A 26,153-nucleotide genomic window follows, 5' to 3' on the forward strand; every position below is an offset into this window, starting at 1 on the left:
GGGTCACGGCACGTGGCGCCCCGGGTCGGCGAGGCGGGTGATCCCCGCCGAGGCGAGGAGGTTCACGTGCCCGACACCGTCGTCGGACCGGCAGGAGGCCCCGATCGGGCCGACCAGGTCGAGCCAGACACCCGCACCGCACAGACCCGAGCAGAAGACACCCGAGCAGAAGACACCCGAGCAGCAGACACCATGATCCAGATGCTCACCCCCGAGGGTGAGCGGCCGGAGCCCACGGGCGCCGCGGCCGAGTACGCGAGCCACGTCGCGGACGTCACCGACGACGACCTGCGTGGCATGTACCGCGACATGGTCGTCGTGCGGCGCTTCGACGCCGAGGCCACCGCCCTCCAGCGGCAGGGCGAGCTGGGCCTGTGGGCGAGCCTGCTGGGCCAGGAGGCCGCACAGGTCGGCAGCGGCCGCGCCCTGCGGACCCAGGACTTCGCCTACCCCACCTACCGGGAGCACGGCGTCGCGTGGTGCCGGGGGGTCCCGCCCAAGACCCTGCTGGGTCTGTACCGCGGCGCCAGCCTCGGCGGCTGGGACCCGGCGGAGCACAACTTCGCGCTCTACACGATCGTCATCGGGTCCCAGACGCTGCACGCCACCGGGTACGCCATGGGCATCCAGCGCGACCACGCGGTGGGCACCGGTGAGCCCGACCGCGACGCCGCGGTGATCGCCTACCTGGGTGACGGGGCCACCAGCCAGGGCGACGTCAGCGAGGCCCTGGTGTTCTCGGCCGTCTACAACGCCCCCGTGGTGTTCTTCTGCCAGAACAATCAGTGGGCCATCTCCGAGCCCAACACCCGCCAGACCCGGGTCCCGCTGTACAAGCGCTCCTCCGGCTTCGGCATCCCCGGGGTGCGGGTCGACGGCAACGACGTGCTGGCCACCCTCGCGGTGACCCGTGCGGCGCTGGAGCGGGCCCGGTCCGGCGGGGGCCCCACCTTCGTCGAGGCGTACACGTACCGGATGGGTGCCCACACCACCTCCGACGACCCGAGCCGGTACCGCATCGCCGCGGAGCTCGAGGAGTGGAAGCTCAAGGACCCGATCGCACGGGTCAAGGCGTACCTGGCGCGCAAGGGCGCGGCCGACGAGGCGTTCTTCGCCGACGTCGAGTCCCAGGCGGGCGAGATCGCCAAGGAGCTCCGCACGGCGTGCCGGGCCATGCCCGACCCGCCGCCGGAGTCGATGTTCGACGACGTGTACGCGGGTCCCCACGCCGTGCTGGACGCCGAGCGCGAGGAGTACCTGGCCTACCGGGCCGGGTTCGCCGACGAGGGGGCGCACGCATGAGCAGCACGAGCCTGGGCAAGGCCATCAACATCGGGCTGCGGGCCGCGATGGAGCACGACCCCAAGGTCGTCCTCATGGGCGAGGACATCGGCGCCCTCGGTGGGGTGTTCCGGGTCACCGACGGGCTGCAGAAGGACTTCGGCGAGTACCGTGTCATCGACACCCCGCTGGCGGAGTCCGGCATCGTCGGCACGGCCGTCGGCCTGGCGATGCGCGGCTACCGACCGGTCGTCGAGATGCAGTTCGACGGCTTCGTGTTCCCGGCGTTCGACCAGATCGTCACCCAGCTGGCCAAGATGGGGAACCGCTCCGCCGGGCACGTGCGGCTCCCGGTCGTGGTGCGCATCCCCTACGGCGGCGGCATCGGCGCCGTGGAGCACCACTCGGAGTCGCCGGAGTCGTACTTCGTGCACACCGGCGGGCTGCGGGTGGTGAGCCCGTCGACGCCCGAGGACGCGTTCTGGATGATCCAGCAGGCCATCGCCTGCCCGGACCCGGTGGTGTTCCTGGAGCCGAAGCGCCGCTACTGGGACAAGGGCGAGGTGCCCGAGGGCTCGGTGCTCCGCTCCGACGACGACGCCCCGCGGCGGATGGACACCGCTCACGTCGCCCGCCCCGGAGCCGACGTGACGATGCTCTGCTACGGACCGATGGTGCGTACCTGCCTGGCCGCGGCCGAGGCCGCCGCCAAGGACGGCTCCGCGGACATCGAGGTCGTCGACCTGCGCGGCCTGTCGCCTCTGGACCTGCCGACCGTGATGGCCTCGGTGCGACGCACCGGCCGCGCCGTCGTCGTCCACGAGGCCCCGCTCACGCTGGGTCTGGGGGCCGAGCTGGCCGCCCGGATCCAGGAGAGCTGCTTCTACCACCTCGAGGCACCGGTGCTCAGGGTCGGCGGGTTCTCCGCCCCCTACCCGGCCGCCAAGATCGAGGACGAGTACCTGCCCGACCTCGACCGCGTCCTCGACGCGGTCGACCGGGTGCTCGCGCACTGACGCGCGGGCCTAGGAGAGGAGCGACGCCGTGAGCGTCCAGACCACCGGTGCCACAGGCACCGTCGAGCACTACCGCATGCCCGACGCGGGCGAGGGCCTGACCGAGGCGGAGGTCGTCACCTGGCGGGTCGCCGTGGGCGACGTCGTCGACGTCAACGACATCGTCGTCGAGGTCGAGACGGCCAAGTCGCTGGTCGAGCTGCCGTGCCCGTTCGCGGGCACGGTCGTCGAGCTGATGGCCGCCGAGGGCGAGACCGTGGCGGTCGGCACGCCGATCCTGGCGGTGCGCACCGACGACGGTGACGGCGGGGCCGGTGACGGTGGACCCGCCGCCGACGCGCACCCGCAGGCGGAGCAGGACGAGGGGGAGCCGGTCGTCGGTGACGCCGCGCCCTCCGACGACGCCGGGGCGCCCGTGGGCCCCAGCGCCGTCACCGCGGCCCACCCCAGCACGCAGGCCGCGGCCGGCGCCGGACGCACGGCGGTGCTGGTCGGCTACGGCCCGGCCGCGGGGGCGACCCGACGACGGGCCCGCCGCCCGGTCCCCGGGGCGCCCGCCGCCCCGGTGGCAGCCACCGCCCCGGCGCCCGAGGACACCCCGCAGGTCGTGCAGGCCACGGGCGCGGACGGTCGGGCCGTCAAGGTGCTCGCCAAGCCGCCGGTCCGCAAGCTGGCCAAGGACCTCGGGGTCGACCTGGGCACCGTGACGCCCACCGGTCCCGGCGGGGTCGTGAGCCGGGCCGACGTCGAGGCCGCGGCGGCGGGACCGGCACCTGCTCCTGCGCAGCCGTCCTCCGCTGCGACGGCGCGCGCCCCCCGTGCCACCACCCGGGTCCCCGTCAAGGGCGTCCGCAAGCACACCGCCGACGCCATGGTCGCCTCGGCGTTCACGGCCCCCCACGTCAGCGAGTGGGTCCAGGTCGACGTCACCGAGTCGATCCGGCTGCTGGAGCGGCTCAAGGCTGACCGGGCGCTGCGGGACCTGCGGCTCAGCCCGTTCACCCTGGTGGCCCGGGCGATGTGCGTCGCCGCCCGGCGGCACCCGATGGTCAACGTGTCCTGGGACGAGGCCGCCAAGGAGATCGTGGTCCACGGCCAGGTGAACCTCGGCTTCGCGGCCGCCACCGAGCGAGGTCTGGTGGTGCCCGTCGTCGAGCACGCCGACTCCCGGGACCTCGCGGACCTGGCCGGCGCCGTCGCCGAGCTGGTCGACACGGCCCGGGCCGGGCGGCTGCAGCCGGCCCAGCAGAGCGGCGTCACGCTGACCGTCACCAACGTCGGGGTGTTCGGCGTCGACGGCGGCACCCCCATCCTGCCGCCCGGCACCGGGCTCATCCTGGCCTGCGGGCAGGTCCGCCGGATGCCCTGGGTCGTCGGGTCCGGGGCGGACGAGCAGGTCGTCCCGCGCGACGTGATGACCCTGTCGGTGTCCTTCGACCACCGCATGATCGACGGCGAGCTGGGCAGCCGGTACCTGGCCGACGTCGCGCGCGTCCTGGAGGACCCGGGCTACGCCCTCGCCTGGGCCTGACGCACCGTCCGGGCTCGGCCGGGCACGAGGAAGGCCCCCACCAGGTGGTGGGGGCCTTCCTGTCGTGCGTGGTGCGGGTCGGTCAGCCGAGCTCGTCGGCCAGCTCGAGCAGGGCGTCGCCGAGGCCGACCTCGACGTCGGAGTCACCCAGCTGACGCTCGACGGCGCGCAGGTTGTTGGCCGCAGCGCGGGACTGGGGCCCGGTGCTGAAGCGCTCGGCGCGGTCGATGAACTTGGTCAGGTTGGCGTCGACGTTCGGCGCCAGCTCGTCCTGACGGTTGGCGGCGGACTGCCAGGCACGCACCGTGGTGAAGGTGGCGGGCCAGACGATCTGCTCCTGGGCCTGGACGTTGGTCTCGTCCGTGACGACCTGGGCGGCCGCGGCGAGCTCGACCTCGTTCAGCCAGTCGCTCTCGGTGACGGCCAGGGAGTCGAAGCCACGGGCGATCTCGTTGCCGAAGACCGCGCCGTTGTACCAGTAGGACGACCAGTAGCCACCGGACACGAGACGGTCACCGGCGATCGGGCCGCGGTCGAAGTAGGCGATCTCGACCGGGTTGGCGGTGTCGGTGAAGTCGAACACCGTGGTGCCGCCCTGGTACCAGGCCTGGACCATGATGTCGCGGCCCGGGACGGGGATCAGTGAGCCGTTGTGGGCGACGCAGTTCTCCTGGGCGCTCTGGACGTTCGGGATCTTGAAGTAGCTGGCGAGCTCCAGGGTCGGGGCCTCGTCGGTGCCCTCGATGTCGAACAGCGCGTTGGCGCCCCAGTTGGTGGGCGTCTCGCGGGTCCCGCCGAGGATGTTCGAGGTCGGGGTGCAGCGAGCGGCGCCGCCGCCGCCCCACTCGTCGGTGAAGACGACCTTGGTGCCGTCGTTGTTGAACGTGGCGGAGTGCCAGTAGGCGAAGTTCGGGTCGAAGACCGCGTCCATGCGGACCGGGTCGGCCGGGTCGGAGGTGTCCAGCAGCAGGCCCGCACCCTGGCAGGCGCCGGCGGTGACGCCCTTGTCGGCGTAGGAGGTCAGGTCGTGGCAGGTGACGACCTGCGCCGCGGACTGACCACCGGGGGCCTGGATGCCCTCCTCGACGCGGGGCTGGGGGTTGGCGAACGCGAGGCCGTTGAGCGCGCCGGTGGCGTGCTGGTCCTCGCAGGCGCTCGAGCCGCAGGTGGAGAAGATGCGGGCGTTGTCGACCCACTCGGCCGAGGCCGGATCGTCCAGCGGCACCTTGATGCCGAGGCCGGGTCGTCCAGCGGCACCTTGATGATGTCGATGGCGAAGTTGGCCGTGTTGGGGTCGGCCAGCGAGCTCGCGGCGGAGCAGCGGGCCAGCTCGGCGGCGCTGCGGATGCCGGCGGTGCCGGAGCCGTAGATGTACAGGTCGCCGTCCTTCTCGCCCACGATGGTGTGGGTGTGCGAGCCCTTGCAGGTCTGCACCTCGGCGATGTTGACCGGGTTGGTCCGGTCGGAGATGTCGAAGATGCGGATGCCGCGGAAGACGTTCTGCGGGTTCGCGGCACCGCCGGGGAGCTCGGTGGTGGTCTTGCAGTCGATCCGGCCGGAGGTGGCCTCGACGGACAGGATCAGCAGGTCGCCGTAGACCGAGATGTCGTTCTGGTTGCCCGGGCACAGCACCGAGGTGTCCAGGACCGGGGCGGCCGGGTCGGACACGTCGTAGATGTTCACGCCGTTGTAGTTGCCGCTGTAGGCGTAGTCGCCGGAGAACGCGAGGTCGGAGTTGGTGCCGTCGACCCCGGCGGGCTTGGGCTGCGTCGAGAGCAGCTCCAGGCCGTCGGACACGGTCTCCGCGTCGAACAGGCCCGGGGTGAGACCGGCGCGCGGGTCGTCGTCGACCGAGGAGGCGCTGGCAGCCATCGGGCTGATGGTGCCGATCAAGGCGGCAGCGGCGACCAGGCCGAGAGCCCGGACACCTCGCCGTCTACCTGAGGAGGGATGGGTAGGACGGAGCATTCGGGAGCCCTTCGGGAGGGGGTGCGGCAGCCACCCGGGTAGTCGAACGCGGAGACGTCGCCCCTCACCCGAATGGCGGTGAGCAGTGACGTCCCGCACCTGATCGTCGGACCATAAGGGGGTGAACGACCGTTCGGGAAGGGCTTCCGTGTGTCGATCGTGTTGCGGCGGGCCCGGATGTCCGGTCTGCCCCGCTCTCCCCGGCTGCGCCCGTGGCCACCTGGTCAGGGCCGGCTCTCGGGCCGGGTCGAGGTCCGGGCCTGCTCGGCGGCCTCGGCCGCGACGGCGTCCTCGCGCTCCTCCATGGCCGACTTGTGCCGCAACGGGAGCTCCGGCAGCCGGCTGACGACGACCAGCCCGATCGCCGTGATGCCGGCGGCGATCCAGAACACCAGCTGCATGGCGTCGGCGAAGCCCGCCTCGAACGGCGCGGCCAGCACGGGGTCGAGCGCCGACAGGAACGACGAGTCGTCCAGCACACCGGTGCCGTCGATGACCGGCGTGCCCCCGGCCTCGATGGTCGTCTGCGCCTGGGCCAGCTGGTCGACGACCGCGGCGTTGGCCGGGTCGGCGAGCACCTGCGGGTCGGTGATGGTGGCCTGGAACTGCGGGTCGGAGAACGCCGTGGCGAACCGGTCCGCGATGCGCGCCCCGACCCCGCCGAACAGGATCGACAGGAACACCGCCGTGCCGAGCGTGCCGCCCATCTGCCGGAAGAACGTGGCGGAGCTGGTGGCGACCCCGATGTCGGTGGCCGGTACCGCGTTCTGCACCGCCAGCACGATGGGCTGCAGGTTGCCGCCCAGCCCCAGGCCGAACAGCAGCATGACGACCGACGTCTGCCACAGCGGCGTGGTGGCGCTGATCTGGGCGAACAGCACGAACGCCACGACGAGCAGCGCCGTCCCGACCACGGGGAACACCTTGTAGCGGCCGGTGCGGGAGATCAGCTGCCCCGACGTGATCGAGCTGATCATGATGCCGAGCGTCAGCGGCAGCAGCGACAGGCCCCCGACCGTCGGGCTCTGGCCCTTGACGATCTGCAGGTACAGCGGCAGCGAGGCCAGCCCGCCGAACATCGCGATCCCGATGACCAGGCCCGACAGCGAGGCGACGGCGAACGTACGGATGCGGAACAGGCGCAGCGGCAGCAGCGCGTCGTCGCCGAAGCGTCGCTCGGCCAGGACGAACAGGACGAGGACGACGACCCCGCCGACCCCGGTCAGGACCGAGGTCGCCGACGTCCAGCCCCAGACCCGTCCCTGCTCGGCCAGCACGAGGAGGGGGACCAGGCCCGCGGTGAGCAGCAGGGCGCCGGGCCAGTCGATCCGGTGCGGGCGGCGGGTGTGGGGGATGTTCAGGGTGCGCTGGACGACGGCGAGGGCGAGGACGCCGATCGGGACGTTGACCAGGAACACCCAGCGCCAGCCTGTGATCCCGAGCAGGTTGTCGGCCCCGGCGAAGAACCCGCCGACCACCGGGCCGAGGACGCTCGCGGTGCCGAAGACGGCCAGGAAGAACCCCTGGTAGCGGGCTCGTTCGCGCGGCGGCACGATGTCGCCGACGATGGCGAGCGCCAGCGAGAACAGCCCGCCGGCCCCGAGGCCCTGCACGGCCCGGAAGGCCGCGAGCTCGACCATCGACGTGGCGAAGGCGCACAGCACCGACCCGACGACGAACACCGTGATGGCGGTCGAGAACAACGGCCTGCGACCGTAGATGTCGCTGAGCTTGCCGTACAGCGGCGTCGAGATGGTGGCGGTGATGAGGTAGGCGGTGGTCGCCCACGCCTGCAACGAGAGCCCCTGCAGGTCGTCGGCGATCGTCCGGATCGACGTCGCGACGATGGTCTGGTCCAGGGCGGCCAGGAACATCCCGGCGATCAGCCCGGCGAAGATCGCGTAGATCTGGCGCTGGGTCAGCCGGGGCGTCGGTGCCGTCGGGTCGCTCTGCTGGGTGCTCACCGGTCGTCCTCCCCGGTGCGGGCGGTGGTGTCGTGCTCAGGGAGCTCGGCGAGGCCGGCCACCGAGTCGTTGAACCGGGCGAGCGCGGCGGCGAACCCCGCGACCTCCTCGCGGCTCCAGCCCTGCAGGACACGGCCCACGAGCGAGTTCCGCAGCGCCCGGGTGTCCTGGAACGCCGTCGTGCCGGCGCTGGTGGCGCCCACCAGCCACGCCCGCCCGTCGTCGGGGTCGGCGACCCGCTCGACGTGGCCGCTGCGTTCCAGGCCCCCGACGTGCCTGGACGTGGTGGAGGGGTCCAGGCCGAGCCGGTCGGCCAGCGTCGAGGTCCGCATCGGCCCGGACGTGGTCAGGTGGTAGAGCACGGCGAGGCCGGAACCCTCCAGGCTGTGGCCGCTGGCGTCCAGCACCCGGGCCCGGAACGCCTCCATGGTCCGGCGGAGGCGGACCAGCTGCAGGCCGACCTGGTCGGCGCCGTCGGCGCCGTCGGCGGCGTCGGTGGGGTCGGTGGGGTCGGGCGCGGGGCGCACGAGGGGATCCACCCGACCAAGTGTATGCACCATGCACACACCACGGTGCCGGGATGAGGGCGACCCCGTCGGAGGACGTACCGTGGTCAGCGTGAGAGCCCTGCGCGCAGCCGCCGTCCTGACCGTCCTCGCGGTGGCCGGCGTCCTGACCGCCGCGCCGGCGTCGGCGCACGCGGAGTGGCTCGGTTCCGACCCCGAGGAGGGCTCGGTCCTCACCGAGCTGCCCGCCGCGGTGGTCATGACGTACTCCGAGGAGATCGCCCCCGACTTCGTCGACACCGCCGTGGTGCCGCCCGGGGGCGAGCCGATCCCGACCGTGGGCACGGCCGACGGGGTGGACGTGGTCGTCGACCTCGCCGGGGCTGCCGACGTCGTCGCGGTCGCGGACCAGGCGGGGGAGTGGCAGCTGGTCGCCCGGGTGGTGAGCGCCGACGGCCACCCCGTCGAGCACACGACGACGTTCGAGGTGGAGCCCGCCGTGGCCGCGGCGCCGACCCCCGCCGCCGAGCCGACGCCCGCCCCGGCGACCTCCGGGCCGCCGTCCGTGGAGCCGGCCGCCTCGGCCGCGCCGCTCGCGTCCGCCGAGCCGAGCCCGATCAGCAGCGACCCGGTCGCCGACGTCGCCGACGGGCTGCCGGGCTGGGCCGTCCCGCTGGTGGTCCTCGCGCTCCTGGGCGCCGGCGTCGCGGCGGTCGTCGTCCACCTGCGACGCGGCTCACCCGAGGCCTGAGCGACCCGGTGACCAGCTCCGCCCCGCCCCGCGCGGGCACCGCACCGGCCGCCGAGCGGGTCCGTCCGGCCTCCCTCGTCGTGCCGACCGGGGTGGCCGTGGTCCTCACGGTGGTCGTGGCCGCCGTCCTGGCGCCCCGCGCCAGCACCCTGCTGGCCGACCCCGGCGCGGCGGTCCGGTGGGGCCTGCCGGTCGCGGAAGGCCTGCACGACCTGGCGCTGCTGCTGACGATCGGGTCCCTGGTCCTGGCGGCGGTCGCGGTCCCGTTCGCCACCCCTGCTTCCACCCGGGCGCTCCGGGTGGCCACGGCCGCCTCGGCCGCCTGGACGATCGCGGCGCTCGCCGTCCTCGTCCTGACCTACGCCACGGTGTCGGGCACGCCCCCGACGGACCCGGCCTTCGGCGGGGAGCTGGGCAGCTTCGTCACCGGGTTCGAGGTCGGCCAGTCCTTGCTGGCCGTCGTCGTGCTGGCCGGGCTGGCCACCACCGCCGCGGCCGCGGCGACGGGACCCCGCGGCACCGCGCTCGCGGCGGCGCTCGCCGTGGCCGGCCTGCTGCCCATCGCCCTCACCGGGCACTCCGGCGGGGCCGAGGGGCACGAGACCGCGGTGACCGCCATGGGTCTGCACCTGCTGGGCCTGGCGGTCTGGGTCGGCGGGCTGCTGACGCTGCTGCTGCTGCGCCCCGTGCTGCCGGCCCCGGCGCTCATGACGGTGGTCGGGCGGTTCTCGGGCCTGGCGCTGGCGGCGGTCGTCCTGGTGTCGCTGTCCGGGGTGCTGAACGCCGGCACCCGGCTGTCCGGCTGGTCGGACCTGGGGTCCCGCTACGGCCTGCTGCTGGTGGCCAAGACGGTCCTGGTGGCCGTCCTGGTCGCAATGGGCTGGTGGCACCGACGGCGCACCGTGCCGCAGCTGGCCTCGGGCCGGCCCGGCCCGTTCTGGCGCCTGGTCGGGGTCGAGCTCGCGGTCATGGCCACGACCGTGGGTGTCGCCGTGGCGCTGTCCGGGACCGCGCCGCCGGTGTCCGACACGGACTCCCCGTCGGAGTGGTCGGCGGCCGAGGTGCTCATCGGCTTCGACATGCCGCCGGAGCAGACCCTGGGCCGCCTCCTCACGCAGTGGCGTCCCGACCTGCTCTGGGTCGTGCTCGTCGCGGGCCTGGCCGCCGCGTACCTGCTGGGCGTGCGCCGCCTGCACGCCCGCGGCGACCGCTGGCCGTGGTGGCGGACGGCGCTGTGGCTGTCGGGCCTCGCGGTGGTCCTGCTCGTCACCAGCTCGGGCCTGGCCGCCTACGGGCGGGTGCTGTTCAGCACGCACATGGTCCAGCACATGACGATGAGCATGGTCGCCCCGTTGCTGCTGGTGCCGGCCGCACCGATCACGCTCGCGCTGCGCACCCTGGCGCCGCGCCGGGACGGGTCGCGGGGCCCGCGGGAGTGGCTGCTCTGGGGGCTGCACTCGCCGGTGTCGCGGTTCCTCACCCATCCCGTCGTCGCCGCGGCGCTGTTCACCGGCAGCCTCATGGTCTTCTACTACTCCCCCCTGTTCGGGGTCGCGCTGCGCACCCACTACGGCCACGAGGCCATGCACGTGCACTTCCTGCTGACGGGCTACCTGTTCGTGTGGTCGCTGATCGGCACCGACCCCGGGGTCAGGCCGACGCCGTACCCGCTGCGCCTGATCGTCCTGTTCGCCACCATGGCCTTCCACGCGTTCTTCGGCGTCACCCTGATGGGCAGCACGACCGTCCTGCAGCCGGGCTGGTTCGAGACCGTGTTCGCGGAGCGGGGCTGGGGCGCCGACCCTCTCGCCGACCAGCAGTACGGCGCCGCGCTGGCGTGGGGGATCGGCGAGGTGCCGACCATCGTCCTGGCGATCCTGGTCACGCTGCGCTGGGTCACCGACGACAGCCGTGAGGCCCGGCGGCGCGACCGCAAGGCCGACCGCGACGGCGACGCCGACCTGACCGCCTACAACCAGATGCTGAGCCGGCTCGGGGAGCAGGACCGATGAGCGTCGACCAGCGTCCGGCGGGGCAGCCCTCGCGGCACCGCTCCCACCAGGTCCGTCGGGTGGCCAGGGTGGTGGCCGTGCTGGTGGTCGGGGTGTCGGCGGCGGCGGCCGCCGTGGTGACGCTCGGCCACGTCCGGGCCGGGGTCGGGCCCGTGGAGACGGAGCTGTCCGTCGTGCTGGTCCCGGCCGGGGGGACCGAGGTGTCGGTGCCACCGGTGGGCCGGCTGGTGATGGCGACGCACGCCGGGCCGCTGCGCCTGCGCGCCGACGTGCGCAACGTGGACGTGGCGGCCGTGTCGGACATCGTCCGGGGTGGCGTGGTCCCGAGCTCGGACACCTTCGCGGCCGACATCCAGGACGGCGTCGTGCGCCTCGTCGTCCGGTCGGTGCTCGTGGGCCTGGCGGGCGCGGCGCTGGCCACGGCGCTGGTCTTCCGCCGGGCGGGCGCCGTGGTCGTCGGCACCGCGGGGGCGGCTGTCGCCCTGCTGGCCAGCGGCGGGGTGGCCGCAGCGACGTTCTCGTCCAAGGCCCTGGACGAGCCGCAGTTCGACGGTCTGCTGGCCCAGGCGCCGGACCTGGTCGGCGGGGTCTCGCAGGCCCGCGACGCGGTGGACAGCTACGGGGCCCGGCTCACCGAGCTGACCGGCAACGTGGCCCAGCTGTACGGCGCGCTGGGGGACCTCCCGGTGGTGCCCGGGCCGGACACCACGACCGTGCTGTGGGTCTCCGACGTGCACAACAACCCGGCGGCCTACCGCGTGATGAAGGCCATGGTCGAGCAGTTCGAGGTGGCGGCCGTGCTGGACACCGGGGACTCCACCGACCTGGGCAGCGTCGTCGAGAGCCCGTTGATCAGCCCGGCGGCCGGTATGGGGGTGCCCTACGTCTGGATCCGCGGCAACCACGACTCGATGACGACCCAGGCCTACGTGGAGTCCCTGCCCGGCGTGATCGTGCTCGACGGCCCGGAGGTCGTCGAGGTCGCCGGGTTGCGCATCGCGGGTGTCGGCGACCCACGGTTCACACCGGTCCGCCAGGTCGCGACCGCGTCCGCCGCGCAGCGGGTGCTGCTGGTGGAGGCCGGCCAGGAGCTGGCCGACGGGCTGCGCGGCCGCGACGTCGACATCGCCCTCGTCCACGAGCCGCCGATGGCCGGGCCGCTGCACGGCGTCGTGCCGCTGGTGCTCAACGGCCACACCCACCGCCGCGGCGAGCAGCGGGTCGACGGGACGCTGGACCTGACGATGGGCTCCTCGGGCGGAGCGGGGCTGCGGACCTTCGACGGCGGTGACGGCTCGCTCCCCCTGGACATGTCGATCCTGCACTTCGACCCCGTCGACGGCTCGCTCGTCGCCGTCGACGAGATCACGGTCGCCGGGATCGGCAGCCAGCAGGTCACCTTCCAGCGGCGGAACGCGGCCGCGATCGCGCCCGAGGAGGTCGTCGAGCCCGAGGGGCAGGTGTCCGAGGACGCCGCCGAGCCGCGGGTCGAACCCCCCCCCTGAGCCCCGCCGCGACGGTGGTCGGGGGGTGGTGGCCCGGGTGGTGACCGGGGCCCGTGGCAGCATGCCGGGGGTGAGCGACGACGACACGACCGACGCCCCGACCAGCCTCTTCGCCGACCTGGACGCGTTCCAGGCCCTGCCGCGTGCCGCCGGGCTGGCCCTGTCCCCCGACGGCACCCGCCTGGTGACGGGTCTGCAGACCCTGAACCCCGACGCCAACCGGTTCGTCACGGCGCTGTGGGAGGTCGACCCGACGGGGACCCGCCCGGCCCGTCGCCTGACCCGGTCGGCCAAGGGCGAGCAGCTCGGTGCGTTCACCCCCGACGGCACGCTGCTGTTCACCTCCACCCGCCCGGACCCCGACGTCCCCGACGAGGACGACTCCGGCCGCGGCGCGCTGTGGGCGCTGCCGCCGGGCGGCGGCGAGGCCCGGGTCGTCGCCAGCCGGCCCGGGGGACTCACGGACCTGGTCGTGGCGCGCGGTTCGGGCGACGCCCTGCTGGTGACCGACGCCCTCCCCGGCTCGGGGCCCGACGCGGAGTCCGACGCCGAACGGCGCAAGGCCCGCAAGGACGCGAGGGTCACCGCCGTGCTGCACGAGCAGTACCCGGTCCGCTACTGGGACCACGACCTGGGCCCCGGCGGGCCCCGGCTGCTCGCGGGGCGCCTGGATCCCGACGTCCCGGGCGAGGCGGAGCTCGAGCTGCGGCAGGTCACCGGCCACACCGGCCACGCGCTGCACAACAGCGTGCTCGACGTGACCGCGGACGGCACCGTCGCGGTGGCGACCTGGCACGTCGTCGAGGGCCGGGCCAGCGCCCGGTCGACGCTGGTGTCGGTCGACCTGGCCACAGGGGCGCGGCGCACGCTGCTGTCCGACGTCGACCACGAGTACGAGGACCCGCGCATCTCGCCCGACGGCACGCAGGTCGCGCTGCAGGTGTACACCCGCTCGACGCCGCAGGACCCGGGCGGCTACCAGCTGGCCGTGGCCCCCCTCGCGCGCCCCGGGGACGGCGACGGCGAGGTCGAGGCCCGGGTCGTGGCCCCCGGCTGGGACCGCTGGTCGGGCCGGCCGACCTGGACCCCGGACGGCACGGCGCTGGTCGTGCACGCGGACTCCGACGGCCGCGCCCCGCTGTTCCGGGTCGAGGTGGCCTCGGGGCAGGTGACCCAGCTGACGGGCGACGACGCCGCCTACTCCGACGTCTGCGTCAGCCCCGACGGGCAGCACGTCTACGCCATGCGGTCCGCCATCGCGTCGCCTCCCTCGCCCGTGCGGCTCGACCCGCTGACCCCCCACCAGCACCCCACCGTGCTCCGGGGTCCCGTGCCGGCGCCCGTCGTGCCCGGCCACGTCGAGGAGGTGACCGCGACGGCCGAGGACGGCACCGCGCTGCGGGCCTGGTTGTGCCTGCCGGACGGCGCGGGCCCGGACGCCCCCGCGCCGCTGCTGCTGTGGATCCACGGCGGCCCGCTCGCGTCGTGGAACGCCTGGAGCTGGCGGTGGTGCCCGTGGCTCGCGGTGCAGGCCGGCTACGCGGTGCTGCTGCCGGACCCGGCCCTGTCGACCGGCTACGGCAAGGACTTCGTCGCCCGCGGCTGGGGCCGCTGGGGCGAGGCTCCCTACACCGACCTGATGGCCGTCACCGACGTCGTCACCGCGCGCGACGACGTCGACCAGGACCGCACCGCGGCCCTGGGTGGGTCCTTCGGCGGGTACATGGCCAACTGGATCGGCGGGCACACCGACCGGTTCCGCGCCATCGTCACCCACGCCTCGCTCTACGCCCTGGACCAGTTCGCCGCGACGACCGACGCCGCGCACTACTGGAGCCGGGAGATGAGCCCGCAGATGACCGAGGACAGTTCCCCCCACCGCTCGGTCGACCGCTGGGTGACCCCGACGCTGGTCGTCCACGGCGACAAGGACTACCGCGTGCCCATCGGTGAGGCGTTGCGGCTGTGGTGGGACCTGTCGAGCAAGGACACCGACGACGAGGGCGGCCTGCCGCACAAGTTCCTGTACTTCCCCGACGAGAACCACTGGGTCCTCACGCCCAACCACAGCACGCTCTGGTACCGCACGGTGCTCGCGTTCCTCGCCCACCACGTGCTGGACGAGGAGTGGGTGACGCCGGAGCTGCTGCGCTGAGCGGCGCGCGTCGTGGCAGCCTGGGGGCCATGAGCGCCGCAGCCTTCGAACCCGTCCTCGACCGCCCCGTCCGCTGGGGCGTGGTGGGGCCCGGTCGGATCGCGGCCGGCGTGGTGCGCGACCTGGCCGACGTCCCCGGCGGGGTCCTGCACGCGGTGGCTTCCCGCAGCCTCGACCGGGCCCGGGCGTTCGCCGACGAGCACGGCGCGCCGGTCGCCCACGGCTCCTACGCGGAGCTGCTGGCCGACCCCGACGTGGACGTCGTCTACGTGGCCACCCCGCACCGCCAGCACCACGGCGTCGCGCTCGCCGCCGTCGAGGCCGGCAAGCACCTGCTCGTCGAGAAGGCGTTCACGGTGACCCTCGCCGGGGCCCAGGAGGTGGTCGACGCGGCCCGGGCGCGCGGCGTCTTCGTGATGGAGGCGATGTGGACCCGGTTCCAGCCCGCCGTGGTCCGGCTGCGGGAGCTGCTGGCCGACGGTGCCGTCGGCGACGCCCGCTCGGTCCGGGCCGACGGTGCCGTCGGCGCCGTCCGCTCGGTCCGGGCCGACGGTGCCGTCGGCGCCGTCCGCTCGGTCCGGGCCGACCTGGGGCTTCGCGTGCCGTTCGACCCGGCCGACCGGCTGTGGGACCGGGCCCAGGGCGGCGGTGCGCTGCTCGACCTGGGGGTCTACCCGACCTCGTGGCTGCAGATGGTGCTCGGCGGGGTGCCGTCCTCACTGGAGGTGGCCGGGGTCCTAGGCCCCGACGGCGTGGACGCGGAGTCGACCCTGCTGTGGCGCACCGAGGACGGTCGCCACGGGGTGGGCACCTGCTCGTTGCTGTCCCCGCTGCCCGGGCAGGCCGCCGTGTTCGGCACGGAGGGCTGGATCGAGGTGCCGCCCCGGTTCCACCACCCCGGCCGGATCGTCGTCCACCGCACCTCGGGCGGGCGGTCCGTGGAGAGCAGCGAGGAGGTCGTGCTGCCGGCCACCGGGACCGGGTACTCCCACGAGCTCGACGAGGTGCACCGCTGCCTGGCGGCCGGTCTGACCGAGAGCCCGACCATGCCGCTGGACGACACGCTCGCCGTCATGTCGGTGCTCGAGCAGGCCCTGCACGCCCTCGGCGTCCACCACGACGAGGACCCCGCCGCGGTCTAGGCCGAGCCGGTCCCGCTCGGCGCGGCGTCAGGCCGGCGGTCGGTCGGGGTCCGGGTCGTCGCCGGGGCGGCCGCGGTCCTGGACGGGGCGACCGGCTCCCGGCTCGGCGGCGTCGGGCAGGTCCCAGCCGGGCGGGGTCCACGCTGCTCCGGGCACCCCTCCGACGGGGGCGGGCGTCGGGCCGTCGGCCACCTCGTCCGGCCGGGGCAGCTCACCGGACGGCTCGAGGTCGGTGAGCAGCCGCGGGTCCGGGCCGTGGGCGTTGCCACCCGCGGTGGACGGCGCCAGGAAGAAGAGCAGGAGCACGACGAACCCGGCGACCGGCACGAGCGCGATGAGCAGCCACCAGCCGGAGCGCGAGGAGTCGTGGAGGCGACGGACGCTGACGCTGAGGTTGGGCAGCAGCAGCACGAGCGCGAGCAGCGTCGACACAGGCCCGCTGGCCTCCCCGCCGATGCCCAGGGCCACCTCGGTGGCGGCGACGGTCAGGCCCACCAGCAGCGTGAAGAGGTTCCACCACCAGAACTCCGACCGGCGGGCGCGGCCGCGGAAGCCCGCGTACTGGCCGAGGACCGAGCTGACGGCCTGGGTGAAGGTCACCGAGGCATTGTCCCGTCCCGTGAGGGGTGGTGCGACCGAACGGAGGGTCGACGGGGGTCAGCCACGAGCGGGCGGGACGGGGGCGGGGCCGGTCCGGGTGGGGTCCAGCGGTGAGGGTCCGTTCTGGTTGACCCCCGGTTCCGAGACCCCCGCGAACCAGACCAGCAGGATCACGGCGCCTCCCACCGGGACCAGCCAGAGCAGGAGCCACCACGCGCTCCGGCCCGTGTCGTGGAGTCGTCGGGCGCCCACCGCCAGGTGCGGGAGCAGCAGCGCGAGGGTCGCGAGGCCCGCGACCGGTCCGCCGCCCTCCACCGGCTCGACGAGGCCGAAGGCCTGGTCGAGCAGACCACCGGCCGCGACCACGAGGGCCACGAGCAGCAGGAACCACCAGTACTCGGAGCGGCGGGCGCGGCCGGTGAAGTCCGCGTAGCGCCGCAGGCACGTGCCGATCGCCTCGGGGAACGTCATCGCTCCGCCTCTCGCAGCAGGAGAGGCCATCCAACCCTGGCCGGGGCCGTCTGTCACGGGCGTCGAGCCGACCACGGGGGCGCCGGCGGCCGTGGCGACCACGGGGGCGGGGGTCGTACCGACCACGGCGACGGCCCCGGACCACGCGCGGGCAGGGCGGACCAGGGCACCGGTGCGCGGCCCTTCGGGTCGGGGCCGAACCGGTTGGGTCCCGGGCGGCCGTCCTCGGCCCAGTACCAGTAGAGGATCATCGAGGCGTAGGGCGCGAGGAGCAGGAGCAGCCACCACCCGCTGCGGTCGGTGTCGTGCAGCCGTCGGGCGGCCACGGCGTAGGACGGCACCAGCAGGGCGGCGGCGCAGCCCCAGCCCACCAGGAGCAGGTACGCCCCCGCCGCGCCCGGGACCCATCCCGCGCGGCTGCCGGCCGCCCCCACCAGCAGCCCGACGAGCAGCAGGGTGGCACCGAGCGTCACGGGCAGGCCGACGACGAGGCCGTGGACCATCGCGAACCACCAGAACTCCGACCGGCGGGCCTGGCCGTCGAACCCGGCGTAACGGCTCAGGACGCGCCGGCCGGCCTCCTCAGGACGCGCGAGGTGCAGCCCGGCCGAGCACGGAGGTGACTGCTTCACCGAGCGCCACGGGCGGGCCGACGACGAGGCCGGGGACCATCGCGAACCACCGGAACTCCGACCGGCGGGCCCGGCCGTCGAACCCGGCGTAGCGGCTCAGGACGCGCCGGACGGCCTCCTCAGGACGCACGAGGTGCAGCCCGGCCGGGCACGGAGGTGACTGCTTCACCGAGCGACACGGGTGGACCCCTCGAGACGACGATCCCCAGCATCCGGACCGACGGGCCCGGCGCCGTCACATCCAAGAGCACCGGGGGGAGCGCCGTCCCAGGAACCGGCCGATCCCGCCCGGTCGTACGCAGAGGGCGGGGTCCCGGGGCGCGGGTGCGCGACCGACGGGGACCCCGCCCTCGAGGCGGTCCGGGAGCTCAGGTCAGGATTTGACCAGCGACACGTCGAAGTCGAGCTTGATCTTCTCGCTGACCAGGACGCCACCGGTCTCCAGCGCGGCGTTCCAGGTGAGGTCCCAGTCCTTGCGGTTGACGACGGCCTTGCCCTCGAACCCGGCGCGGTAGTTGCCGAACGGGTCCTTGGCGGAGCCGTCGAAGGTCACGTCGATGCGGACGGGCTTGGTGATGGTCCGGATCGTCAGGTCGCCCACCAGCACGAAGGTGCCGGCGGCCTGGTCGACGTCCTCGACGGAGGTGGAGGTGAAGGTCCACGTGGGGTAGGTCTCGACGTCGAAGAAGTCGGCGGAGCGCAGGTGGGCGTCGCGGTCGGCGGAGCCGGTCGACACGGTGGCCACCTGGATGGTCAGGTCGGCCCTGGAGTTGGTGGGGACGGCCGCGTCGATGACGACGGTGCCCTCGAACTCGCCGAAGTTGCCGCGGACGGTGGTGACCATCGCGTGGCGGGCCTGGAAGCCGAGCCGGGTGTGCGAGGCGTCGACGGTGTAGGTGCCGGACAGGTCGGAGATGGCCTCGGAGGGGGCCTTGTCGAAACCGGTGTCAGTCATGTGTCCTCCTGGACGGGTCAGCGGGTGTCGTTCTGGTCAGTCGCTTGAACTATCAACTACCTTGGCGTATTCCCGGCCCGAGCGCCAGCCCCCTCACCCGCAGGGCCTACCGTCGTCGCCCGTGGACGTCTGGGCGGTGTTCGGGGGCGACCCGTGGGTCGTCGCCGCCTGCGCGCTCGCGGTGGGGGTCGGCGCGCTGGTCCAGGGCGTGCTCGGGTTCGGGCTCGCGCTGCTGTCGGTGCCCGTCCTGGCCTGGCTCGCCCCCGACCTGGTGCCGGTGGGGGTCCTGGTCGCCGTGATGCCGCTCGTGCTGGTGTCGGCCGTGCGCGAGCGCTCCCACGTCGACCTGCGCGGCATCGGCTGGGCGATGGTGGGGCGGGTGCCGGGCGGGGCCGCCGGAGCGGTCGCGGTCGCCCTGCTCCCGGTGCGGGGGCTCCAGCTGCTGGTGGCGGCCACGGTCTGCCTGGCCGTGGTGGCGGCCGTGGTCGCCGACCGACGCCCGCGCGCCCCCCGACCGAGCCCACGGCGGAGCTCGCTCGTCGTGGCCGGTGTGCTGAGCGGGGTCGGGGGCACCACGTCGGGGATCGGCGGCCCCCCGATGGCGATCACGTTCCGCAACAGCGGCGGCCCGGCCATTCGCTCCACCCTGGCCGCGTTCTTCGCCGTGGGTGCCGTGCTGAGCCTGGCCTCGCTCGCGGTCGTCGACGAGCTGACCGTGGAGAAGATGCTGGTCGGCCTCGTCCTGGTGCCCCCGGTCGTCCTCGGCTACCTGCTCGCCGGTCCGCTGCGACGACGCGTGCAGCCCGCCGTGCTGCGGCTCGCCGTCCTCGTCCTGTCGGGTGCGGCCGGCCTGGCCCTGCTCCTGGTCGCCCTCCCGTCCTGAGGGCGCGCCGCCGGCATGACGCGGCGTCCCGCTCAGCCCTTCTCCGCGCCCGCGGTCGCGCCCTGGACGAAGTACCGCTGCAGCCAGAAGAACACCAGCGCCACCGGGATGGTCATCAGCAGCGCCGCGGCCATGGAGATCGGGTACTGGTTGCCCGAGCCCAGCTGCCCGCTGGTCAGCGAGGCCACCCCCTTGGTGAGGGTGGCCAGGTCCGGGTCCTGGCTGGCCACGATGAAGTGCGGCAGCTCGTTCCACGACCCCTGGAACGACAGGATGGTCAGGGTGATGAGCGCCGGTCGGGCCATCGGCAGCACGACCGACCAGAAGATCCGGAACGTGCCGGCGCCGTCGATGCGGGCGGCCTCCTCCACCGAGACGGGGATCGACTCGAAGAACTGCTTCATGATGAAGACGCCGGCCGCGTCCACCAGCAGCGGCAGGACCAGGGCCGGGTAGGTGTCGTAGATCCCGATGGTGTTCAGGACGAGGAACTTCGGGATGAGCAGGATGATCCCGGGGACGGCGAGCACCGCCAGGACCGCGCTGAACACCGCCTCCCGACCGCGGAACTTGATGCGTGCCAGGGCGTACCCGGCCAACGAGTTGAAGAACACCCGTCCCGCGGTGACGAAGACCGTGACCACGACCGAGTTGGCGAACCACAACGGGAACCGGGTGTCGAGCAACCGCTCGAAGGCCGCGACCGTGAACGGGTCGGCGATGAGCGACAGCGGGTTGCCGGTGGCGTCGGGCGCGGTCTTGAAGGACGTCGCGACCTGGATGACGAACGGGTACAGGTAGACGAAGGCGAACAGGATGAGCACGGCGTAGGCCAGGAACGCGACGAGGAGCGCTCGGTTGCTCGGCCCTCGTCGGCGCGTCGGCGCGGCGGGTCCGGTGGTGCGGCCGGCGGTCGTCGAGGTGCTCACAGGGATCCTCCGGTTCCGGGCTGCTGGTGGCCCAGCCCCGATGTCGCGTGCGCCCGCCGGGCCTCGAGGTCCGGCCGCCGTCGGCGGGCCCGCCGCAGGAGCGTGCGGTCCCGGGCGGCGTCCTTGTCGCGCAGCACGTACCGCTGCAGCGACGTCAGGACGAAGATGATGAGGAACAGCAGGAACGCCATGGCTGCGGCCACGCCCCACTGCTGGGACTCGAAGGCGTAGGAGTACGACAGGTACGCCGGGGTGAGCGTCGTCTTGCCCGGCCCGCCCTGGGTCATGACGTAGACCTGGTCGAACACCTGCCAGGTGCCGATGATGCCGAGAGTGATGACCAGCAGCAGCGTCGGCCGCAGGTGGGGCAGGGTGACGGCACGGAAGCTCTGCCACCGGTTGGCGCCGTCCACGCGGGCGGCCTCCTCGACCTCGACCGGCACGTCCTGCAGCGCGGCCAGGAACAGCAGCATGAACGTCCCGGTGGTCGTCCAGACGACGAGCATGATGATCACCGACAGCGCGACGCTGGGCCCGGACAGCCACTGCCACGCCGACAGGCCCAGGACCGAGGTGTCGGCCAGGGCGGCCGGCGGCGCACCGGCCTCCCAGAACCCGAGCCCGTCGCCGAGCAGGTGCAGCAGACCGCGGCTGTCGGCGAACCAGGTCGGCCCGTCGACGCCGACCAGCCCCAGGGCGGTGTTGACCACCCCGGTGCCGGAGAACAGGAACAGGAAGATCAGGCTGATGGCCACCGAGCTGGTCACCGACGGGAAGTAGAACGCCGTCCGGAAGAAGCCCTTGGCCTTGAGCAGCTGGTTGTTGAGCACCACGGCCAGGAACAGCGCGAACACCGTCTGCGCCGGCACGACGAGCAGGACGTAGTAGAAGTTGTTGCGCAGCGACGTCATGAAGTCCGAGCGGGTCAGGCCGTCGTCGGTCAGCAGCCGCGCGTAGTTGTCCAGACCGACGAAGCCGACGGTCCCGGCGAACGGCGACCCTCGTCCGTTCCAGTCGCTGAACGACACCCACAGGGCCATCAGGATCGGCACGAACAGGAACAGCCCGAGGACGAGCAGGGTCGGGCTGACGAACAGCCAGCCGATGGCGTTCCGCTCGCCGAAACGGCCCTTCCCGGCGCCGACGGGCGGGCTCGGTGCTCCGGCGGCCGTGCCCGCCGTCCCGGGCGTGGTGCTGAGGGTGCTCATCGCGTCTCCTTCGACCGATGTGGCGGACCGGTCGGGCGGGGGTGCGCCCGCCCGACCGGTCCAGGGCTCACTGCGGGGCGGCGGCCTCGGCGTTGGTCTGGAACGACTCGAGGATCCCGGCCGGGTCGGCGGTGGCCAGCTGCTCCAGCTGGGAGTCGAGGTCCGCGAGCACGGGCTGCAGGCCGGGCAGCGTCACCGGGCCCTGGCCGTACTCACCGCCGGCGATGAAGGGGGCGTCGTCCGGGAACGCGGCGACGTAGTCCTCCTCGGCCGACTGGCGGCTCGGCATGACGCCGAACGCCTCGGCGCTGGCCAGCTGGTTGTCGGCGCTGGTGAGCGCGGCGACCAGCTCGACCGCCGCGGCCTGGTTCGGCGACTCGGCGGCGATGCCCCAGCACTGCGTGAACAGCAGGGTGCCCGGCCCGGCCGGGCCCTCGGGCAGCTCGGCGACGGTGTACGCGACGTCGGGGTAGTCGTTGCTCATGGCGCCCCGGATCCAGTTGCCCTCCATGGTCATGGCGGCCCGCTGGGTGCCGAACGCCTCGCCGCCCCAGCCGGAGTCGACGGTCGGGGGCAGGACCGCGGAACCGCTGGCGAGCAGCTCCTGCACGTAGGTGAGCGCCTCGACGTTGCTCTCCTCGGTCGCGGTGATGGTGCCCTCGGCGCCGTCGACCCAGAAGCCGCCGTTCTGCACGAGGAACGCCCCGGCGCGGTCGCGACCGCCGCCGATGACCAGACCCGCCTGCTCGGGGGTGGTCAGGGTGTCCGCGACGGTCCTCAGCTCCTCCCACGTGGTGGGGATGTCCTCCTCCGTCAGCCCGGCGGCCTCCCACGACGCGGTGTTGATCTGCAGCGCGAGGGTGGAGAAGTCCTTGGGGGCGCAGTACTGGGTGCCGTCGAGCGTGAACGTCTCCCGCAGCGACTCGTAGAAGTCGTCGTTGTCCTCGAGCTCGTAGGGGTAGAGGTTGCCGTTAGCGGCGTAGTCCGCGAACGCGCCCGCGTCGACGTAGAACAGGTCGGGCGGGCTGCCCCCCGCGAAGCCCTGGGTGAGCTCCTGGGTGATGTCGGTGGCCACGACGACCTCGACCTCGTTCCCGGTCTCCTCCGCCCAGGCGTCGGCGGCCGTGGTGACGGTGCCGGTCTCGGCGTCGCCGCTGGAGGCGATGAGCACCCGCAGCGACGCGGGACCCTCCTGGGAGGCGGGCGGTGCGCTGGCGTCGCCGCCGCCGGCCGCGTCGTCCTCGAAGCTGCCGCCGCCGCAGGCCGCGAGCAGGCCCAGGGTGGCCAGCGTGAGGACCGGCAGGGCGGCCCCGCGCGAGCGGGCCGCACGGATGAGGGGGTTCGTCATGGTCGTGTCACTCCTTCGTGGTGGCGGTGCAGGGCCTGGGGGAGGCCCGTCGGTGGTGGGCGGTGCGGCGGGTGGGTCAGTCGGGGAGGGCGAGCGTCGGCTCGAGCAGGACCCCGCGGGCGGCGGGGGACTGCCCCGTCAGGCGGGGCAGCAGCAGGTCCAGGCAGGTGTGGGCGACCTCGCGGATGGGCTGGGCGACGCTGGCCAGACCCAGCGCCGACGCGACGGGGGTGGCGTCGAACCCGACGACGGACACGTCCCTGCCCGCCGCGGCGGCCGCCCGATGCGCGCCGAGGGCCAGGGAGTCGCTGGCGCAGACCAGGGCGTCCAGGTCGGGGTCACGTGACAGCAGGGCGGTGGTCTCGACCTGGGCGGCGTGGGACGAGTTGACGCTCGCGCCCTCGGTCGGGGTCCCGGCCAGGTCGGCGGCGGTGAGCGCCTCGGCCCAGCCGCGGCGGCGGTCCCGCCCGGTCGCGGCGTCGTCGGGCCAGCCCAGGAACCCGATCCGGCGTCGCCCGGTGGCCAGCAGGTGCGCCACCGCCAGCCCGGTGCCGTGGGCGCCGTCGACGTCGACCCAGTCGTGCGGCGGCTCGTCCGTGCCCCAGGGGCGTCCGAAGGCGCAGAACGTCAGTCCCGCGTCGATCAGGTGGGCGGGGCGGTTGTCCCCGACGCTGGTGGCCGTGAGCACGACGGCGTCCGCGGCGCCGCTGCCCATCAAGTCCTCCACCAGGGACAGCTCGGCGGCCTCGTCGGTCTGCTCGGGGTAGAGGACCACCCGGTTGCCGCTGCGCTGACCGGCCTCGGCCAGGCCGTGGAAGAAGATGTCGAGGACCATCCCGGAGATACCGTCCTGCGGGCGGTCGGCGCGCACCGCCACCGCCTGCGCGCGCCGGGTGGCCAGCTGGCGGGCGGGCAGCGAGGGGCGGTACCCGGTCTCGCGCACGGCCTGCAGGACCTTGTCGCGGGTGGCGGCGGCCAGCCGGTCGGGGCGGTGCAGCGCGTTGGACACGGTCTGCCGGGACACACCGGCCCGGGCGGCCACGGTCTCCAGCGTGGGCAGGCCCGGTCCGGGTCGTGCCGCCGGGGGTGTCGCCGACATCCGGGCCTCCTCGCGCGGGTCTGGCGGTCGGCCGTGAGGACGACTACGGTTTGAGCGCTCAACTTTGAGCGCTCAAAACATAACCTGCCGGCGCCCGGATGTCACGGGGTGGTGGGTGGGAGAAGGTGGCGCACGTGATCGCAGACATGTCCCCGGCCCGTCAGCCCTGGGTGCACGACCTCGCTCTCGTGCTCGCCGCGCCCACGCAGGCCTGGTCCGGGCGGGACGGTCAGGTGCGTGACGCCGGCGTCCAGGGCTTCCTGCACGCCGACCGCCGTTTCGTCCGGGAGTGCGTGGTCACCGTCGACGGCGAGGAGCCGTCCCCGCTGACCGCCCACGACGACGGCGGCGACGCCCACGTGTTCCTCGGGGTCGCCCGCTCCCTCGGTGACACCGGCGCCGACCCGACCGTCCGGGTCGAGCGTCGTCGCGAGGTCGAGCCGGGCCTGGTCCGGGAGCAGGTCGCCGTGGTGTCCACGGCGTCGGCCCCGGTCAGCTGCGTGGTGCAGGTGCGGGTGGGTGCCGACCTGGCCCCGCTGGACTCGGTCAAGGGTGGGCACCGCCACCCGCTGGTGGCCCCGACCGACGTCGGCGGACCCGAGGCGGTCTGGGTGCTCGACGGCTTCCGGGGCACGATGCGGGCCCACGGGGCGGACTGGTCCGTCGACGGCGACACCGTCGTCGTGTCCTGGCGGGTCGACGTCGACCCCGGGCACAGCGTGACGCGGGAGCTGCTCTTCGGCCTGCACGACACCGGGGCCGTGGTGACCAGCCCCAGCCGACCCGCCTCCTGGCGCTCGCTGGACGTCGTCAGCGCCGACCGGCGGCTGGCCCCGGTGCTGAGCCGGGCCCTGGACGACCTCCGCCTGCTGCGGTTGACCACGACCGACGCGCCGGACGAGGAGTTCCTGGGGGCCGGGGCGCCGTGGTTCCTCACGCTGTTCGGCCGGGACAGCCTGTGGGCGGCTCGCATGATGCTGCCCGTGACCACCGACCTGGCCGCCTCGACGTTGCGGGTGCTGGCCGCCCGGCAGGGCACGCGCGTCGACCCCGACACCGCGCAGCAGCCCGGCAAGATCCTCCACGAGGTGCGCGGGGCGTCGTTCTCGCTCGGCGAGGCCCACGCCGACGACGGCGTCGACCGGTCCCTGCCGCCGGTGTACTACGGCACGATCGACGCGACCCCGCTGTGGGTGCTCACGCTGTCCGACGCCTGGCGGTGGGGCATGGCCGACGACGCCGTCGAGCCGCTGCTGCCCACGCTCGAGGGGGCTCTGACCTGGCTCGTCGAGCACGGGGACGCCGACGGTGACCACCTGCTGGAGTACGTCGACTCCTCCGGGCACGGCTTGTCCAACCAGGGCTGGAAGGACTCCGGCGACGCGGTGCGCCGCATCGACGGCTCCCTCGCCCACGCCCCGGTCGCGCTGTGCGAGGTGCAGGGCTACGCCTACGCGGCCGCCCTGGCCGGTGCGGACCTGCTCGAGGCGCACGGCCGCCCCGGCACCGACCGGTGGCGGGAGTGGGCCGCCCGGCTGCGGACGGAGTTCCACCGTCGCTTCTGGGTCGAGGACGCCAAGGGCCCGTTCCCCGCCATCGCGCTGGACGGGGACAAGCGGCCGGTCGTGTCGCTGACCAGTAACGTCGGGCACCTGCTCGGCACCGGTCTGCTCGACGCCGAGGAGGTGGACCACGTCGCCCGCCGGATCGCCGCCCCGGACATGCTGTCCGGGTTCGGCGTCCGCACGATGTCCCGCGACGCCGCCGGGTACTCCCCGACCGGCTACCACGTGGGTTCGGTGTGGCCCCACGACACCGCCATCTGCCTGGCCGGTCTCGCGGCCGAGGGGCGGGCGGAGGTGGCGCCGGTCGCCGAGGCCCTGCTCGGGGCGTTGCACGCGTTCGACGGCCGCCCGCCGGAGCTGTTCGCCGGTGACGCCCGCAGCGCCCACCCCCGGCCGGTGCCCTACCCCGCGGCCTGCCGCCCGCAGGCGTGGTCGGCCGCGGCGGCGGTGTCGCTGCTCGCCTCGGTCACCGGCCTGCGCGCCGACGCCCCCGCCGGCTCGGTGACGGCGTCCCCGGTCCAGCCGTGGTCCTTCGGCGACACCACGGTCGCCGGTCTGCGCGCGGGCGGTCGTGACCTGGGCCTGTCGGTCGACGAGGCGGGGGGCGCGACCGTCACCTGGTGACTGCGGTC

The 26,153-nt window shown here is 74.1% G+C and carries 22 protein-coding genes; 10 read left to right on the forward strand and 12 right to left on the reverse strand.

Features of this window, described 5'->3' with window-relative positions; genetic code table 11:
• The first annotated feature begins 192 nt into the window (after window positions 1-192).
• From pdhA to ACR80Q_RS15530, 3 genes are read left to right on the forward strand one after another with little or no spacing between them, the layout of a single operon-like run.
• Entirely contained in the window at window positions 193-1,302 is a 1,110-nt protein-coding gene (gene pdhA / locus ACR80Q_RS15520; protein WP_435378548.1) for a pyruvate dehydrogenase (acetyl-transferring) E1 component subunit alpha, read from the forward strand.
• Window positions 1,299-2,297: an alpha-ketoacid dehydrogenase subunit beta gene (locus tag ACR80Q_RS15525; RefSeq protein ID WP_435378549.1), complete on the forward strand. Its 999-nt coding sequence runs from the start codon at window positions 1,299-1,301 to the stop codon at window positions 2,295-2,297. The genes pdhA and ACR80Q_RS15525 overlap by 4 nt, the downstream gene beginning before the upstream one ends.
• Window positions 2,298-2,325: 28 nt before the next feature.
• On the forward strand, window positions 2,326-3,828 hold the full coding sequence (locus ACR80Q_RS15530; protein WP_435378550.1) for a dihydrolipoamide acetyltransferase family protein: 1,503 nt from the start codon (window positions 2,326-2,328) through the stop codon (window positions 3,826-3,828).
• 1,020 nt (window positions 3,829-4,848) lie between these two features.
• On the opposite strand, the gene ACR80Q_RS15535 is transcribed toward ACR80Q_RS15530, so the two are convergent.
• From ACR80Q_RS15535 to ACR80Q_RS15545, 3 genes are all read right to left on the reverse strand, one after another.
• Window positions 4,849-5,700 carry an LVIVD repeat-containing protein gene (locus tag ACR80Q_RS15535; RefSeq protein WP_435378551.1) on the reverse strand — a complete coding sequence of 284 codons (852 nt, stop codon included), beginning with the start codon at window positions 5,698-5,700 and terminating at the stop codon, window positions 4,849-4,851.
• Window positions 5,701-6,020: 320 nt separating this feature from the next.
• Window positions 6,021-7,760 (reverse strand): MDR family MFS transporter, encoded by a 1,740-nt coding sequence (locus ACR80Q_RS15540; protein ID WP_435378552.1) that lies wholly within the window; start codon window positions 7,758-7,760, stop codon window positions 6,021-6,023.
• Complete coding sequence (locus tag ACR80Q_RS15545) at window positions 7,757-8,299, reverse strand: MarR family winged helix-turn-helix transcriptional regulator (RefSeq protein ID WP_435378553.1); 543 nt, start codon at window positions 8,297-8,299, stop codon at window positions 7,757-7,759. Before ACR80Q_RS15545 ends, ACR80Q_RS15540 begins: the two co-directional genes overlap by 4 nt.
• 79 nt (window positions 8,300-8,378) lie before the next feature.
• On the opposite strand from ACR80Q_RS15545, the gene ACR80Q_RS15550 reads away from it, so the two are divergent.
• The 5 genes from ACR80Q_RS15550 (at window position 8,379) to ACR80Q_RS15570 (ending at window position 15,831) form a co-directional block, all read left to right on the forward strand.
• Window positions 8,379-9,017, forward strand: a complete 639-nt coding sequence (locus ACR80Q_RS15550; RefSeq protein WP_435378554.1) for a copper resistance CopC family protein — start codon at window positions 8,379-8,381, stop codon at window positions 9,015-9,017.
• Window positions 9,018-9,025: 8 nt separating this feature from the next.
• Window positions 9,026-11,029: a bifunctional copper resistance protein CopD/cytochrome c oxidase assembly protein gene (locus ACR80Q_RS15555; RefSeq protein WP_435378555.1), complete on the forward strand. Its 2,004-nt coding sequence runs from the start codon at window positions 9,026-9,028 to the stop codon at window positions 11,027-11,029.
• Window positions 11,026-12,534: a metallophosphoesterase family protein gene (locus ACR80Q_RS15560; protein ID WP_435378556.1), complete on the forward strand. Its 1,509-nt coding sequence runs from the start codon at window positions 11,026-11,028 to the stop codon at window positions 12,532-12,534. Before ACR80Q_RS15555 ends, ACR80Q_RS15560 begins: the two co-directional genes overlap by 4 nt.
• A gap of 61 nt (window positions 12,535-12,595) precedes the next feature.
• Window positions 12,596-14,689 (forward strand): S9 family peptidase, encoded by a 2,094-nt coding sequence (locus tag ACR80Q_RS15565; RefSeq protein ID WP_435378656.1) that lies wholly within the window; start codon window positions 12,596-12,598, stop codon window positions 14,687-14,689.
• 29 nt (window positions 14,690-14,718) lie between these two features.
• Window positions 14,719-15,831, forward strand: coding sequence for a Gfo/Idh/MocA family protein (locus ACR80Q_RS15570; RefSeq protein WP_435378557.1), 1,113 nt, complete (start codon window positions 14,719-14,721; stop codon window positions 15,829-15,831).
• Between the two features lie 27 nt (window positions 15,832-15,858).
• Here ACR80Q_RS15570 and ACR80Q_RS15575 read toward each other — a convergent pair whose 3' ends face one another.
• The 5 genes from ACR80Q_RS15575 to ACR80Q_RS15595 all read right to left on the reverse strand — a co-directional run bounded on the left by ACR80Q_RS15575 (window position 15,859) and on the right by ACR80Q_RS15595 (window position 18,489).
• Window positions 15,859-16,431 carry a DUF805 domain-containing protein gene (locus ACR80Q_RS15575; protein WP_435378558.1) on the reverse strand — a complete coding sequence of 191 codons (573 nt, stop codon included), beginning with the start codon at window positions 16,429-16,431 and terminating at the stop codon, window positions 15,859-15,861.
• A 57-nt stretch (window positions 16,432-16,488) separates the two neighbouring features.
• Window positions 16,489-16,902, reverse strand: a complete 414-nt coding sequence (locus ACR80Q_RS15580) for a DUF805 domain-containing protein (protein ID WP_435378559.1) — start codon at window positions 16,900-16,902, stop codon at window positions 16,489-16,491.
• Window positions 16,903-16,955: 53 nt separating this feature from the next.
• Window positions 16,956-17,534, reverse strand: a complete 579-nt coding sequence (locus ACR80Q_RS15585) for a DUF805 domain-containing protein (protein ID WP_435378560.1) — start codon at window positions 17,532-17,534, stop codon at window positions 16,956-16,958.
• Window positions 17,485-17,664 carry a DUF805 domain-containing protein gene (locus ACR80Q_RS15590; RefSeq protein ID WP_435378561.1) on the reverse strand — a complete coding sequence of 60 codons (180 nt, stop codon included), beginning with the start codon at window positions 17,662-17,664 and terminating at the stop codon, window positions 17,485-17,487. The genes ACR80Q_RS15585 and ACR80Q_RS15590 overlap by 50 nt, the downstream gene beginning before the upstream one ends.
• A 243-nt stretch (window positions 17,665-17,907) precedes the next feature.
• Window positions 17,908-18,489: a YceI family protein gene (locus ACR80Q_RS15595; RefSeq protein WP_435378562.1), complete on the reverse strand. Its 582-nt coding sequence runs from the start codon at window positions 18,487-18,489 to the stop codon at window positions 17,908-17,910.
• 121 nt (window positions 18,490-18,610) lie between these two features.
• Here ACR80Q_RS15595 and ACR80Q_RS15600 point away from each other — a divergent pair, with 121 nt between their 5' ends.
• On the forward strand, window positions 18,611-19,372 hold the full coding sequence (locus ACR80Q_RS15600; protein ID WP_435378563.1) for a TSUP family transporter: 762 nt from the start codon (window positions 18,611-18,613) through the stop codon (window positions 19,370-19,372).
• A gap of 32 nt (window positions 19,373-19,404) precedes the next feature.
• Here the strand turns inward: ACR80Q_RS15600 and ACR80Q_RS15605 are convergent, their stop codons facing one another.
• From ACR80Q_RS15605 to ACR80Q_RS15620, 4 genes are all read right to left on the reverse strand, one after another.
• Window positions 19,405-20,301, reverse strand: a complete 897-nt coding sequence (locus ACR80Q_RS15605; protein WP_435378564.1) for a carbohydrate ABC transporter permease — start codon at window positions 20,299-20,301, stop codon at window positions 19,405-19,407.
• A complete protein-coding gene (locus ACR80Q_RS15610) occupies window positions 20,298-21,509 on the reverse strand; it encodes a carbohydrate ABC transporter permease (RefSeq protein ID WP_435378565.1) in 1,212 nt (403 codons plus the stop codon). The genes ACR80Q_RS15605 and ACR80Q_RS15610 overlap by 4 nt, the downstream gene beginning before the upstream one ends.
• 67 nt (window positions 21,510-21,576) lie before the next feature.
• The gene (locus ACR80Q_RS15615) at window positions 21,577-22,857 is read right to left on the reverse strand and encodes a sugar ABC transporter substrate-binding protein (protein ID WP_435378566.1); all 1,281 of its coding nucleotides are present in this window, start codon (window positions 22,855-22,857) and stop codon (window positions 21,577-21,579) included.
• Between the two features lie 76 nt (window positions 22,858-22,933).
• Window positions 22,934-23,956 carry a LacI family DNA-binding transcriptional regulator gene (locus ACR80Q_RS15620; protein WP_435378567.1) on the reverse strand — a complete coding sequence of 341 codons (1,023 nt, stop codon included), beginning with the start codon at window positions 23,954-23,956 and terminating at the stop codon, window positions 22,934-22,936.
• 134 nt (window positions 23,957-24,090) lie between these two features.
• Between ACR80Q_RS15620 and ACR80Q_RS15625 the strand changes: the two genes are divergently transcribed.
• Window positions 24,091-26,145, forward strand: coding sequence for a glycogen debranching N-terminal domain-containing protein (locus ACR80Q_RS15625; protein ID WP_435378568.1), 2,055 nt, complete (start codon window positions 24,091-24,093; stop codon window positions 26,143-26,145).
• Window positions 26,146-26,153 lie beyond the last annotated feature (8 nt).

Source organism: Aquipuribacter aurantiacus (assembly GCF_051216895.1).
Lineage (GTDB): Bacteria > Actinomycetota > Actinomycetes > Actinomycetales > JBBAYJ01 > Aquipuribacter.

Coding starts and splice junctions, on each gene's coding strand:
- pdhA (WP_435378548.1), top strand. CDS start 193: ATGATCCAGATGCTCACCCCCGAGGGTGAGCGGCCGGAGCCCACGGGC.
- ACR80Q_RS15565 (WP_435378656.1), top strand. CDS start 12,596: ATGCCGGGGGTGAGCGACGACGACACGACCGACGCCCCGACCAGCCTC.
- ACR80Q_RS15535 (WP_435378551.1), bottom strand. CDS start 5,700: ATGGCTGCCAGCGCCTCCTCGGTCGACGACGACCCGCGCGCCGGTCTC.
- ACR80Q_RS15620 (WP_435378567.1), bottom strand. CDS start 23,956: ATGTCGGCGACACCCCCGGCGGCACGACCCGGACCGGGCCTGCCCACG.
- ACR80Q_RS15580 (WP_435378559.1), bottom strand. CDS start 16,902: ATGACGTTCCCCGAGGCGATCGGCACGTGCCTGCGGCGCTACGCGGAC.
- ACR80Q_RS15525 (WP_435378549.1), top strand. CDS start 1,299: ATGAGCAGCACGAGCCTGGGCAAGGCCATCAACATCGGGCTGCGGGCC.
- ACR80Q_RS15615 (WP_435378566.1), bottom strand. CDS start 22,857: ATGACGAACCCCCTCATCCGTGCGGCCCGCTCGCGCGGGGCCGCCCTG.
- ACR80Q_RS15610 (WP_435378565.1), bottom strand. CDS start 21,509: ATGAGCACCCTCAGCACCACGCCCGGGACGGCGGGCACGGCCGCCGGA.
- ACR80Q_RS15570 (WP_435378557.1), top strand. CDS start 14,719: ATGAGCGCCGCAGCCTTCGAACCCGTCCTCGACCGCCCCGTCCGCTGG.
- ACR80Q_RS15595 (WP_435378562.1), bottom strand. CDS start 18,489: ATGACTGACACCGGTTTCGACAAGGCCCCCTCCGAGGCCATCTCCGAC.
- ACR80Q_RS15560 (WP_435378556.1), top strand. CDS start 11,026: ATGAGCGTCGACCAGCGTCCGGCGGGGCAGCCCTCGCGGCACCGCTCC.